At 67.5% G+C, this 12,555-nt stretch carries 13 protein-coding genes and 1 tRNA gene; 5 read left to right on the top strand and 9 right to left on the bottom strand.

Features of this window, described 5'->3' with window-relative positions:
* Positions 1-3 precede the first annotated feature (3 nt).
* Complete coding sequence (locus AC57BR_RS03360) at positions 4-2,067, top strand: ArnT family glycosyltransferase (protein WP_496358345.1); 2,064 nt, start codon at positions 4-6, stop codon at positions 2,065-2,067.
* A gap of 38 nt (positions 2,068-2,105) precedes the next feature.
* Here the strand turns inward: AC57BR_RS03360 and AC57BR_RS03365 are convergent, their stop codons facing one another.
* The 4 genes from AC57BR_RS03365 to AC57BR_RS03380 all read right to left on the bottom strand — a co-directional run bounded on the left by AC57BR_RS03365 (position 2,106) and on the right by AC57BR_RS03380 (position 4,825).
* Positions 2,106-2,786 (bottom strand): HAD-IA family hydrolase, encoded by a 681-nt coding sequence (locus tag AC57BR_RS03365; RefSeq protein WP_496358346.1) that lies wholly within the window; start codon positions 2,784-2,786, stop codon positions 2,106-2,108.
* Positions 2,787-2,832: 46 nt separating this feature from the next.
* The gene (locus tag AC57BR_RS03370) at positions 2,833-3,210 is read right to left on the bottom strand and encodes a VOC family protein (protein WP_496358347.1); all 378 of its coding nucleotides are present in this window, start codon (positions 3,208-3,210) and stop codon (positions 2,833-2,835) included.
* A 133-nt stretch (positions 3,211-3,343) separates the two neighbouring features.
* On the bottom strand, positions 3,344-3,979 hold the full coding sequence (upp, locus tag AC57BR_RS03375) for a uracil phosphoribosyltransferase (protein WP_314194759.1): 636 nt from the start codon (positions 3,977-3,979) through the stop codon (positions 3,344-3,346).
* Positions 3,980-4,006: 27 nt separating this feature from the next.
* Complete coding sequence (locus AC57BR_RS03380; RefSeq protein WP_496358348.1) at positions 4,007-4,825, bottom strand: phosphatase PAP2 family protein; 819 nt, start codon at positions 4,823-4,825, stop codon at positions 4,007-4,009.
* 59 nt (positions 4,826-4,884) lie between these two features.
* Between AC57BR_RS03380 and AC57BR_RS03385 the strand changes: the two genes are divergently transcribed.
* On the top strand, positions 4,885-5,391 hold the full coding sequence (locus tag AC57BR_RS03385) for a nucleoside deaminase (RefSeq protein WP_496358349.1): 507 nt from the start codon (positions 4,885-4,887) through the stop codon (positions 5,389-5,391).
* An 11-nt stretch (positions 5,392-5,402) separates the two neighbouring features.
* Here the strand turns inward: AC57BR_RS03385 and AC57BR_RS03390 are convergent, their stop codons facing one another.
* Genes AC57BR_RS03390 through AC57BR_RS03405 form a run of 4 tightly spaced genes read right to left on the bottom strand, consistent with a single transcriptional unit; the run spans position 5,403 to position 9,282 of the window.
* Positions 5,403-6,632, bottom strand: a complete 1,230-nt coding sequence (locus AC57BR_RS03390) for a DNA glycosylase AlkZ-like family protein (RefSeq protein WP_496358350.1) — start codon at positions 6,630-6,632, stop codon at positions 5,403-5,405.
* A gap of 3 nt (positions 6,633-6,635) precedes the next feature.
* Positions 6,636-7,811: a glycosyltransferase family 4 protein gene (locus AC57BR_RS03395; RefSeq protein ID WP_496358351.1), complete on the bottom strand. Its 1,176-nt coding sequence runs from the start codon at positions 7,809-7,811 to the stop codon at positions 6,636-6,638.
* A 7-nt stretch (positions 7,812-7,818) separates the two neighbouring features.
* Entirely contained in the window at positions 7,819-8,232 is a 414-nt protein-coding gene (locus tag AC57BR_RS03400; protein ID WP_496358352.1) for a 6-pyruvoyl trahydropterin synthase family protein, read from the bottom strand.
* Positions 8,233-8,235: 3 nt separating this feature from the next.
* The gene (locus tag AC57BR_RS03405; RefSeq protein WP_496358353.1) at positions 8,236-9,282 is read right to left on the bottom strand and encodes a zinc-dependent alcohol dehydrogenase; all 1,047 of its coding nucleotides are present in this window, start codon (positions 9,280-9,282) and stop codon (positions 8,236-8,238) included.
* Between the two features lie 148 nt (positions 9,283-9,430).
* Here AC57BR_RS03405 and AC57BR_RS03410 point away from each other — a divergent pair.
* The 3 genes from AC57BR_RS03410 (at position 9,431) to AC57BR_RS03420 (ending at position 11,859) form a co-directional block, all read left to right on the top strand.
* A tRNA-Ser gene (locus tag AC57BR_RS03410) sits at positions 9,431-9,520 on the top strand.
* 172 nt (positions 9,521-9,692) lie between these two features.
* Positions 9,693-10,298 (top strand): dihydrofolate reductase family protein, encoded by a 606-nt coding sequence (locus AC57BR_RS03415; protein WP_496358354.1) that lies wholly within the window; start codon positions 9,693-9,695, stop codon positions 10,296-10,298.
* 172 nt (positions 10,299-10,470) lie between these two features.
* Positions 10,471-11,859: a cation:dicarboxylate symporter family transporter gene (locus AC57BR_RS03420; protein ID WP_496358355.1), complete on the top strand. Its 1,389-nt coding sequence runs from the start codon at positions 10,471-10,473 to the stop codon at positions 11,857-11,859.
* Positions 11,860-12,193: 334 nt separating this feature from the next.
* Here AC57BR_RS03420 and AC57BR_RS03425 read toward each other — a convergent pair whose 3' ends face one another.
* Positions 12,194-12,547, bottom strand: coding sequence for a hypothetical protein (locus tag AC57BR_RS03425; protein ID WP_496358356.1), 354 nt, complete (start codon positions 12,545-12,547; stop codon positions 12,194-12,196).
* Positions 12,548-12,555: the final 8 nt, after the last annotated feature.

Below are 12,555 nucleotides of genomic sequence, written 5' to 3' on the forward strand. Positions count from 1 at the left end.
ATCATGACCAACACCATTCCACGTTCTGCGGCCGGACCCCAGAACCACGGCCCTGCGCAGCAATCACCCACCGGAAAGCCAACCCGGCGGCAGCCACGGACTCCGCTGCAACAGCGACTGAAGCGGCAGCCCCGGGAGAGGCTGCGGCCCCGGCTGGAAGTTGCCGGACTCCTGCTGGGCACGGCCGTCCTGTACCTGTGGAACCTGGGCGCCTCCGGCTGGGCCAATGCCTTCTACTCAGCGGCGGCCCAGGCCGGGTCCCAGGACTGGACGGCGTGGTTCTTCGGTTCGTCCGATTCCGCCAACGCCATCACGGTGGACAAACCGCCGGCCGCCCTCTGGATTACTGGCCTCTCCGTTCGCCTGTTTGGACTGAATTCGTGGAGCATCCTGGTGCCCCAGGCTCTGATGGGCGTGGCCACGGCATGGCTGCTCTATTTGTCAGTGCGCCGCGCCGCCAGGCCCGCCACCGGCGACGACCGGCTGGCCCACCTCGGCGGCCTGCTGGCCGGAGCGGTGATGGCCCTGACGCCGGTAGCCACCCTGATGTTCCGCTTCAACAACCCCGACGCGCTGCTGGTGCTGCTCATGACGGCGGCCGCCTATGCGGTGCTGCGCTCCATCCAAGACGCGCGCTTCCGCTGGCTCCTGCTGTCGGGTGTGTTCCTGGGCTTCGGGTTCCTGACCAAGCAGCTGCAGGTCCTGCTGGTGGTGCCGGGACTGGCAGCGGCATACTTGCTCGCTGCCCCGGTCCGCTTCGGGAAGCGCCTGCTGCACCTAGCGGGTGCCGGGGCCGCCCTGGTGGTCTCAGCCGGGTGGTGGCTGGCCGCCGTCGAGCTTATCCCCGCGGAAAACCGGCCCTATATCGGCGGCTCGCAGACGAACTCCATCCTGGAACTTACGTTCGGGTACAACGGCCTGGGCCGGCTCAACGGCGACGAGACCGGCAGCGTCGGCGGCGGGAACGGCTGGGGAACTCCGGGCCTGCTGCGGCTCTTCAACACCGAGTTCGGCGGGCAGATCGCCTGGCTCCTGCCGTCAGTCCTGGTCCTCGGAGGCGCCCTGCTGTGGATCGGCAGGCGGGCACCGCGGACCGACGCCGTCCGGGCCTCCGTGGTGGTCTGGGGCCTGTGGGTGGTGGTCACCGGTCTGACATTCAGCTTCATGGCCGGCATCATCCACCCGTACTACATGGTGGCCCTGGCGCCGGGAATCGCAGGCCTGGCCGGGCTGGGCGGCGTCCTGCTCTGGCAGCGCCGGGGGCTTCCGGCTGCGGCGGTACCGCTCGCCGCAGCGGTGGCGGCAGCCGGCACCATGGCCTTCCAGCTGCTGGGCCGTTCCCCTGCCTACCTCCCGTGGCTCCGCTGGACAGTGCTGATCGCCGCGCTGTTGGCCGTGGTCCTGCTGCTGGTCCCGCCCGCACGCGGCGGCGGACCCGGCAGGGCGTTGCAGTGTACGACGGCGGCCGTCGCCGTTGCGGCGGCCCTCGCCGCGCCGCTGGCCTACTCCATGAACACCGCGGCAACCGCCCATTCCGGTGCGATTGTCAGCGCCGGGCCAGCCGCGACGGGAGCCCGGGGCAACCTGGCCGGGCTGGGCAACTTTGGCCGGCAGGGCAACCTCGCCGGACCGGGCACGCCCGCGAACCCGGGCACGGCCAATTCCGGCACCCGGGCACCGGGCGGATTCGCCGGCCGAGGCGGCGGTGGAATGGGCGGCCTCCTGGGCACCAGCACGCCGTCGGACGCCCTGGTGACCGCACTCCAGACCGACGCGGCAAACTACACCTGGGCCGCCGCCGTCGTGGGTTCCAACAACGCGGCAGGCTACCAGCTTGCCGCCGAACTTCCGGTCATGGCCGTTGGAGGATTCAACGGGACCGATCCCGCCCCCACACTGGAGGAGTTCCAGCAGCTCGTGGCGGACGGCCAGATCCACTACTTCATCGGCGGAAGCATGATGCAGGGTGAAACCGGGTCCGACGCGGCGGCGCGCATCTCGGAGTGGGTGGCTGCCAACTTCCAGGCCGGAACCATCGGCGGCGCCACGGTGTACGACCTGTCCTGACGGGTCCGGGCCGTCCGGCCCGTAGACATTCAGGCGGCCTACAGCCGCAGGGAGATCACCGGGAGCCCGTCCTCACCGGTCTCCACCGACGCGGAAACGCCGGTGTAGTCAGGAATGTGCAGCACGCCGTCGGGAAGGATGCCGGTGTTCGGGCCCACCGCGACGGTCCGGATGCCGGCCGCGACTCCTGCTGCGATGCCGGCGGGAGCGTCCTCGAACACAACCGCCTCCGAGGGGGCGGCCCCGAGCAGGGACGCGCCGAGCAGGTAGCCCTCGGGATGCGGCTTGCCGCGGGACACGTCCTCGGAAGTGACAACCGCCGCCGGCATCGCCACCCCTGCCGCCGCCATCCGGACTGCGGCGAGGTCGCGCGACGCCGAGGTCACCAGTGCCACGGCGCCGGCCGGCAGGAGGTCGAGCAGCTGCAGCGCACCCGGAACGGCCACGATGCCCTCGGTCTCGGTCAGTTCCATGTGTCCCAGCTCGGCGGCCAGGGCGTAGATGTCGGCACCCTCCGGAGCGAAGCGGCGGACCGTATCCAGAGCCTGCACGCCATGGGAGGTGCGGAGGATTTCCGCGATATCAAGGCCGTAGCGTCCCGCAAATTCTGTCCACACGCGCTCCACGATGGCCGTGGAATCCACCAGGGTGCCGTCCATGTCGAACAGGACGGCTCGGGCTGTCAGCGTGATGGTGGCGGATTCGGCAGGATGGCTCATGGCTTCCATCCTGCACTATCCTCGCGGCAAACGCGGACTTCGGAACTCAGCCGTTCGGCCGGTTGGGGAGGTACTGTACCGCCCACTTGTTGCCGTCCGGGTCGGCGAAGTAGACGAAGTGGCCCCAGTCCTGGATGTCCACGTCGCTGACGTCCACGCCGTTCGCCTTGAGCTGGCTGTGGGCGGCGTTGATGTCGCTCACCACCAGCTGAAGGCTGGGCGCCGTGCCCGGAGGAGCCTCGTTGAGGCCTTCCCCGATGGCGATCGAGCAGCCTGATCCAGGCGGGGTCAGCTGGACGAAGCGGATGCCGTCCATGGGCCGCTCATCATAGTCGGCGTTGAAACCGACCTTGTTGACGTAGAAATCCTTGGCGCGGTCCACATCGGACACGGGTACGAAGACAAGTTCAAGTTTCCAGTCCATGCTGCACACGCTAGCCGGGGCGCCCTGCGTTCCGGAAGGCCTCCGCCGGTGAACTTTGCTGCGCGCGAGGTTGGCGGTGCCGGACTTTGGTCCCGCCGCCGGTTCGAGGCGCGCGGGACGCAGGCGCGCAGGCCTACCCGGCGATGCCGTAGAGCCTGTCGCCGGCGTCACCCAGGCCCGGCACGATGTAGGCCTTCTCGTTCAGCTTCTCGTCGATGGAGGCAAGGACGATGGTGACGTTGGCGCCCTTGAGTTCCTCCTCCAGCTTGGCCAGGCCTTCCGGAGCTGCCAGCAGGCAGATGCAGGTGACATCAGCGGCGCCGCGCTTGAACAGGAACTTGATGGCCTCACGCAACGTGCCGCCGGTGGCCAGCATCGGGTCCAGGACGAATATCTGGCGGCCGGAAAGGTTGTCCGGCAGGCGCTCTGCGTAGGTGATGATGTCCAGGGTTTCCTCGTCGCGGGCCATGCCCAGGAAACCCACTTCGGCGGTGGGGACCAGCTTGGTCATGCCCTCGAGCATGCCCAGCCCGGCACGGAGGATGGGGACCACCAGCGGCGTGGGCTTGGTGAACGCGGTGCCGACCGTGGTGGCGACCGGGGTTTCGATGGTGACCGGCTGGGTGCGGACGTCGCGTGTGGCCTCGTAGGCGAGGAGCGTGACCAGTTCCTCGGTGAGCTGGCGGAAGACCGGCGAGGAGGTGTTCTTATCCCGCAGGACGGTGAGCTTGTGGGCGACCAGCGGATGGTCCACGACGAGTGTGCGCATGGGTCAAAACTATCACCCGGGCCTTGGCTACCCGCCCCGGTTTCCGGTTCCTCCCCCGGCATCGGGGGTCCCCTGGAGGCGCTCCGCCTGCTCGGCTTTGCTGTCCTTCAGATGGGCCGGGTGCTCGAACGTGGGCGCGGGGCCAGCGTGCTCCCGCCGGCGGACGACATGGAACAGTCTGTGGGCCAGGATCACCACACCTACCCAGGCCGCCCCGATCAGCCAGGCTGCCATCACGTCTGTCAGCCAGTGGTGGCCCAGGAACACGCGGCTCAGTCCCATGGCGATGATGAACACCGCCCCCGCGATGATCACCCACGTCCGCGCCGAGGTCTTCCGGAACTCCAGGCACACCAGGTACACCACGATGCCGATCACCACGGTGGTGTTCAGCGTGTGCCCGCTGGGGAATGACGGCGAGAATTCGAACGGCGGAACGGCGTCGATGTGGTCAGGACGGGTCCGGCCCAGCAGCGTCTTGCCTACGCTGGTGGCGGTGACGGAGACTGCCGCCGCGCCGCCCACCAGGATGAGCGGCCGCCAGCTGCGGCTGACATAGATCAGCCAGGCCACCAGCAGGCTCGCCAGGATGGGCATGCCAATGCCGCCGCCGATGTTCGTGAAGGCCGTAACAGCCGAGTCGAGTCCGGGGTTCCGGTATTCCTTGGCCAGCTGGAGGGCGGGCCTGTCCAGTCCGGAAACGCCGTCCTGGTCCACAACGCTGTTGTATACCTCGGCGCTGAGGAGCGTCAGGACCACCACCAGGAAACCGCCGATGACGAGGGTGATCCACAGGGCCGCGTAGGGCCCCAGCCACCTGCCGTACCGCTCAGTCAGGGATTTCATCGTTACTCCCGGCGCTTGCGTGTCCGATGCTAAGTATCCTTCGAAACTATCATTGACCCATGGCCCCGGCAGATCCGCAACACCTGGAATGGATGGGCCTTGCCCTCGAAGAAGCCCGGCGGGCCCTGGCAACGGAGGACGTGCCGATTGGCGCCGTCGTGATCGGTCCGGACGGGACGGTCCTGGGTACCGGACGCAACGAGCGCGAGGCCCTGGGGGATCCCACCGCGCACGCCGAGGTGGTGGCCATCCGGACAGCCGCCGCGCGGCTGCGGGACCGCGCGGCGCTCGACGGCGGCAGCGGCGACGGCTGGCGGCTGGAGGACTGCACGCTGGTGGTGACTCTGGAACCGTGCGCCATGTGTGCCGGGGCGATCGTTCTGGCCCGGATCCACCGCGTGGTGTTCGGGGCCTGGGACGAGAAGGCCGGGGCGGCGGGCTCAGTGTTCGACATTCTGCGCGAGCGCCGCCTGAACCACCGGGTGGAGGTCTACGCCGGCGTGCAGGAGGAGGAATGCGGCATACTGCTGCGGGAGTTCTTCGCAGCCCACCGCACTGGCAGTTAGACGCCGGCCAGTTAGACGCCGGCGGCGGCGTCGAGCGCGTCGATCCGCTCCTGGCGGGACGCCGGCGAATCCAGGCTGAAGGAGCGGAAGTCGCCCAGGTCCTCCCGGATCCACGCCTCAACCTCGGCGATGCGCTGTTCGACGGCGGGCGTCCGGCCGGCAAAGAGCCAGGCGGCGATCCTTTCCCTGCCGGGATCATACTGCCAGAGTCCGATGATCGTGCCGCGGTCAAAGATGGGGTGGTCCGGCAGGTCCGCCTGCAGCGCCAGGGTGGTGTTCAGCAGCTTCCGGTCCCGGTCCTCACCAGCAAACAGGTCACCGGCATTCCGGCGGTGCAGCACGAGCGAATCGGTGCCGGCCAGCAGCTGGATCTGTTCCCCGTCCGGCGGACTGAAGTCCGCGAGGCGTTCGACGTCGGCCGGCAGCATCCAGAGCGCGTCGCCGGCGGCGGTGGGAACCTCCACGGCCCCGACGGCGGCGAGCGCCGCCTTGGTGTCGGTGAGGGTGAAGCCGGTGAACCACTGGAATTGCTTGATGGTGGCGCCGCCCGTCCAGCCAAGGTAGCGGCGGATCAGTTCCTCGCGGGCGCCCTCCGGGCCGAGCCGGCTGGGCGGCAGGCCCCACGGCGTGTAGGCATAGCGCTGCTGGTCCAGCCGCCCGTTGACCGGAACGCGGCGGACCCGGCCGGCTGCCTGCAACAGCCCCAGCGCCGTGGGCAGCGTGGTGGCGGCCCCCTTTTTCTTGCCTTCCTCGCCGAGGTTTCGCACCGATTCCCCGAGCTCCTCTTTCAGCTGCCTGGGGTCGAGCGGACTGTCGGCTTCGCCGAGAACGTGCAGGATCTGTTCCGCCAGCAGCGTGATCTCGCCCCGGTCCACGCCGAGCCGGGCCAGTACGCGGAAAGCCTCTTCAGCGCTTTTGCCAAGGCTCAGCGCCCAGTCGAAGTCCTCCCGGCCCAGCACGTAAGTGCAACCGCGGGCGGTGGGCAGTTCGTGGATCCTTAGCTCGCGGACGTCCGCGTCCACCTGGTCGCGGCGGATTCCGGCGCGGGCAAAGAGGGTCAGGTACGGATTGGCGCCGCCCACGGACCTCGCCCAGCCCGCCGTGGCAAGCACCTCCCGGGACGTGCGGCCTTCGAGCGTGCCGTCCAGGCCCTGCCGGTGCCATGCCCAGGCGCGGAGCAGCTCCGGGGTGAGTGCCGTGGCAGTTTCCAGGGTGGCGGCAGACGGGACGTGGCTGGTCATGCCTCATTCTCCATCAGCAGGCGGTTGCGAGGAATGGCCGCCCTGCGATGATTCCGGCACCACATAGCCGAGCACGTGCCGTGCAGTGGCATCCCAGCCAGGCAGGAGTTCCCGGCCGGCGAGGGCACGCAGGCGCCACTCGGCACGTAGGGCGGGGTCCGTGAGCCAGCTGCGCAGCAGGACCGCCAGCGGCTCCGGGTCCCCCTCCCCGGGCTCAACATCCCCGCCATCATCCTCCCCGGCGGCACCGAGTTCGACGACGGCGCCAGGCAGGGTGGGCGCTGCGCCTTCCGGACGCCCTGGCGCAGCTTCTGCACCCAGTTCCAGCGCCTCCACCGCGCCGGTGCCGGCCCGGACGATAACGGGCACCCCGCGGGCCACAGACTCGGTGACCGCCATGCCGAATGCCTCCACCTTGGAGACCAGCAGACTCAGATCAGCGGCGTGCCACTGCTGCTCGAGCTCCTGGCCTGTCAGTTCGCCGGGCAGCTGCACCCGGCGACGCAGCCCGAGCCGGTCGACCGCCGCCGCGACCTGGCGGGCGTAGTCGGGGTCCGCCGTAGCCGACCCTACGAGGGCTGCCGTCCACTCCAGATCCTGCAGCCGGGCCAGCGCACCAAGGAGAACAAGCTGGTCCTTGTTGGGCAGCAGTGCCGCCACGGCAAGCAGGCGCGGCGGCTCGGATCCGCCCGCCACCCGGGCACGACCGGTTCCGGGCAGCGCAGCGCGGACACCGGCCAGGCCGTGCCGCCGGCTGATCTCGGCGGCGGCTGAACCGCTGGTGCAGATCACGCCGGCAGCCGCCCGGAGTGCCCGGGCTTCCAGTTCCGGGTGCTCGTCCAGGGGCATGTGCAGCAGGACCCACGGCGCGTGGCCGCCGGCGGCGGCCGCCTCCATCGCGTCGGGGGCGCCGGAGGCCACCAGACCGTCAACGATCGTGACGGTGTTGGTCGGCACCCCGGCCTGGCCCCCTGCAGCGGTTCCTGAACCGAGCAAGCCGGCCAGCCGCCGTCGTTCTTCCTTGCTGCCCACCGGCCAGTCCCCGGCGACCGGCTCGATGCTTACCCCGGCACCCAGTTGCTCCAGACCTTGCGCCAGCGCGGCGTTGTAGACGTTGCCGCCGGAGTTATGGCGGATGTTCGCGGGAACCAGGAGCCGGATGGCTGGCGGGGGCAGCATGGCGGCCTTAATCGCGGCGGAACTCGGTGGCTTGGAACTCGAGGGTATAGCTCGCCCAGGCGTCGGGGTTTTCGCGCAGGGTGACGTCCAGGCCGGCGAGTTCCCGGCCGTCCCTGTCCTCCCGCAGGCGCTCCGATACGGCGCCGGCAATGTACTGCGCCAGCGCCTCGGTGGTGCTCAATTTCCCGGCGAAGTCCGGGTGGTCGTCCAGGTTGCGGTAGTTGAGCCCGGCGAGCACCTCCTCGATCATGCTGCCGGCGGCGCCGATGTCCAGCACGATGGCATCCTCGTTGAGCGCACGACGGCGGAACGTCACCTCCGCCACGAAGGTGGCCCCGTGCAGGCCCTGGGCAGGCCCGAACGCCTCTCGGGGAAGGCTGTGGGCGATCATGAAGTGGCGGCGGACGGTCAGGCTGAACAATGGTTACCTCGCTGTTTCGGTCGTTGGGATCTGGTGGTCTTCAGTCAGGGGATCATCAGTGGCGGGATACTCAATCACATGGCAGAGCGCCTCGAGCCGGCCGCCGGCCAGGTCCTGGACCACGCCGGGCATCTCGGCGAACGCGGAGGCACCTGTGAGGAAGGCCTCGAACACCGGATCCGCCAGCAGGGACACGGCGAGCTCCAGCCGGTCGGCGTTGGTCCGGCGGTGCCGGCGGGCGCGTGCCACGGCGCCCACCTGGCTGGCCCGGATGGACAGCCTGCGGGCATGGAAGTCCTCGCCGAGCGGGATGGTGATTTTCCGGTCGGCGTACCAGGACATCTCGATGATGTCGCCCTCGTCCCCCACGAGTTTCAGGCTGCGTTCCAGCCCGCCTTCGGATGCGGAGCAGTGGAACACGATGTCGCAGTCCGGCAGGGCGTCGTCCGGATGCGCGAAGTCCACGCCCAGCGCGTCGGCGAGGTTCTTGCGGTCGGGGTCGAGGTCGACCAGCTGGAGCCGCGAGAGGGGGAACGTGCGCAGCAGCGTAGCCACCATGCCGCCCACCAGCCCGGCGCCGATCACGGCGACGCGGTCGCCCAGCCTCGGCCCCGCCTCCCACAGCGCGTTCACGGCCGTTTCCACGGTGCCGGTGAGGACCGCGCGGCGGGGAGGAACGCCGTCCGGAACGCGGGTGAGCGCGGACACCGGCACCACGTAGCGGTCCTGGTGCGGATGCAGGCAAAACACCGTTTGCCCCACCCAGTCATCCGGACCCCGCTCCACCACGCCCACGGACAGGTAGCCGAACTTGACCGGCGACGGGAAGGAGCCTTCCTGGTGCGGCGCGCGCATCTCTTCGGCGACGCAGGGGGGAACGGCGGCCTGGTGGACCACGAGTTCGGTGCCCTTGCTGATGCCCGAGTAGAGCGAGCGCACCAGCGCCTCGTCCGGGCCCGGGACAGGCAGCTCCTCGCTGCGGAGTTCACCCCGGCTGGGGCCCACGGTCCAATATGCGGTTGCTTTGGTGTGCTGCTGGGAAGTACTCATCTTGCTTATGAATCTAGTGCCCGGCCACGATTTCCGGGAACATGCGTCCCGGCGTGCCCGCTCCGAACGCTGGGCAGCGGACTGTGCCGCGGGCAAAAAGTATGCCGTTTTGGGGATGCGGGCCTTGCTCCGGTACCCTATTCAGGTTGGTGACGTGTCCGAGCGGCCGAAGGTGCAACACTCGAAATGTTGTTTGGTGTAAAAGCCAACGTGGGTTCAAATCCCACCGTCACCGCCAATGAGAAAGGCCCCGGTTCCCTTGTAACAGAGGGAACCGGGGTCTTTCTTCATCTCCAAGGTGTCCAGCGAATACAAGATTTTCTCGCCCACGTCGTATCCGTCGGCGGGGATGCCAGCACGTGCTACGATCCGCACACTGCATGCAAGTCGCAATCACTCGGAGGTTCGCGATGCCGGATACCACCTGCCACATGTCGATCTCGCTGGACGGCTTCGTTGCCGGGCCGGACCAGAGCCGGGAGGACCCCCTGGGCAAGCGGGGGCTGGAGCTGCACGGCTGGCACATCGGCGATGCGCGGGCAAACAATGCCGACGAGGTCGCGAACGAGTGGCTCATGCGCCCGCGGGGCGCGTATGTGATGGGTCGCAACATGTTCGGCCCGATCCGCGGGGACTGGGATGAGGAATGGAGGGGGTGGTGGGGAGCCGAACCGCCGTACCACGCGCCGGTGTTCGTGCTGACCCATCACGGACATGACCCGATCCAGATGGACGGCGGGACGACCTTCCACTTCATCACCGAGGGCTTCGACGCCGCCTACTCCGCAGCATGCCAGGCCGCCGGGGACAAGGGCGTGGACATCGCCGGCGGGGCCTCGACCGTCCGGCAGGCACTGATCGCCGGCGTGATCGACGAACTCACCCTCGACATCGCACCGGTCCTGCTCGGTTCGGGCGAGCGCATCTTCGACGGGGTTGAATCCTTCGGCTTCGAACCTGCCGAGGTGCTTCACTCCCCGCTGGCCACCCACATCCGCTATCGCCGCGTCAGCTAGCTCGGGTCCGCCACACTATCGGTACTTCTCTGCGCATTTTCCGCTTTGTGGAACTGAGCTTCCATTGTTTACGCGGCTGCCGCTGCTGCGTAGCACGGCTGAAACAAGCCGCACATAGCGTCATCTGTGACCTCAGCCAATCATTCCTGGCCTCACACAGATAGGCGCCACCATGAAGATCCCGTCACCTGTATCCCCAGCTGCACTCCCCGCTCCGAACAGACCCCTGTACAAGTCCTTGTTCATCCAAATCCTGGTGGCGGTCGTGCTTGGAATTGCCATCGGCTTCTTCTGGCCCAATGTCGGCTCCGCGCTGCGGCCGCTCGGTGACGGTTTTATCCAACTCATCAAGATGATCATCGCTCCGCTGATCTTCCTGGTGATCGTCACCGGAATATCGGCCGTAGGCGATGTGAAGTCCGTCGGCCGGGTGGGCGTCAAAGCGCTGGTTTACTTCACTGCGGCCACACTCTTCGCGTTGGCGTTCGGGCTTGTTGTGGCCAATGTTGTTCAGCCGGGCGCCGGCCTGAACATCGACCCGGCCAGCCTCTCCCAGGACGCCCTCAGCGCGAAGACCGCCACGGCACCACCCAAGGACGCGGGACAATTCCTTCTGGGAATCATCCCCACGAGCGTCGTTGGAGCATTTGCGTCCAACACGTTGCTTCAGGTGTTGTGTTTCTCCGTATTCTTCGGGGCGGCCATCGTGGTCGTCGGCCGGGAAAAGTGCAAACCCGTCATTGAGCTGATGGAGACCACCCTCGAACTGTTCTTCAAGATCATGACCTGGGTGATGCGGGTTGCCCCGGTTGGTGCCTTCGGTGCGATGGCCTTCATCATCGGCCAGTACGGGCTCAGCTCCTTGAGTACCTACGCCCTCCTGATTGCCGCCTGCTACGGGTCCGCACTTGTTTTCATCGGCCTCCTGTTCATCGTGGCGTGGGTCTACCCGCGGGTCCCGTTGTGGCAATTCATCAAGTACTCACGCGAAGAGTTCCTTCTTGCACTCGGGACTGCCTCCACAGAATCGGTGCTTCCGCGCATCATGGCCAAGCTGACAAATGCGGGCTGCTCCCGCGCAACCACGGGACTGGTGGTGCCAACCGGCTACTCCTTCAACCTGGACGGTGCAGCGCTGTACCTGTCCATTTCACTGCTGTTCCTCGCCCAGGCATTCGGACACAGCCTTGACCTCGGGCAGCAACTGGCAGCCCTAGGCATTCTCATGCTGACCTCCAAGGGCATGGCCGGCGTTCCCGGCTCTGCCTTCCTTGCCCTCTCGGCAACGGCCGGGGCGCTGGGCATCTTCCCCGTTGCGGGCGTCGCGCTGCTGCTGGGCGCTGACCGGCTTATGGACTCAATGCGTGTGGCGGTCAACCTGCTGGGCAACTGCGTGGCGACGTTCGTGGTGTCGAAATGGGAAGGCCAGTTCGACCGCGATGCCATGCTCGCGGCATTCAACGGTGGCGCCAATGTATCCGAACAGCCGGATGAAAACACCGCCGGAGCGGAACTGCAGGCACCAGAAACTGGAAAAGCCGGTATCCCTGCTGTTCGATGAGCGAAAAGGGGTAAAGCTCGTGATGTACCACGGGCGAACCTGGACCGTAGTGGCTGGTACAGCCCCCGGGGCGGCGGCCCGCTCATTCCCCGGTTCGTAGAGCGGGCCGCCTACCGAGGCCGTAGATCCAAGAGACCCGTTACGGCGACGGTAGCTGGATAGTACCGCCGCGGGCTTGGGAAAAAGTGGCGCCGATTTGAAACCTAAGCAGGCTTTCCATTAGTTTTGACAGGGACGCTCCGTGTTCCCCCATATACGGAGCGGTTGCCTAGAAGAACCCCGCTGCACTCCGGTGCAGCGGGGTTCTTCGCTGTCTGCGCGAACAGCTGGGCTGTTACTCCGGGCCGGACTTCTGTTCCCGGTCGAGGAGGTTCTTTTTGATCTCGTCCAGCTTCTCCTTGATGACCCGCTCCGCATCCGAGATGGTCTTCCCTGCGCTGCTCAGCGGATCCAGCTGCACGAATACCTCGTGCGCCACGGGCAGGTCGTACTCATCCTTCAGATGAGTCCCGCCGCCGACCCCTTCCAGGCTCAGGTACACCTGGGCATCGGTGCGGGCGATTCCGGCGATCCTGCCGAACACCACGGTGAAATCGTTCGGCTGAAAGCTCACCGTGTGGCCGACGTGGCTGCGGTCAAGCTCCCCCGCCGTCACGGCCTTCTCATACTGGCTTCCGCTGTAGTTCATCGCTACTC

Source organism: Arthrobacter sp. BGA-UO-ETr-C19, assembly GCF_059568005.1.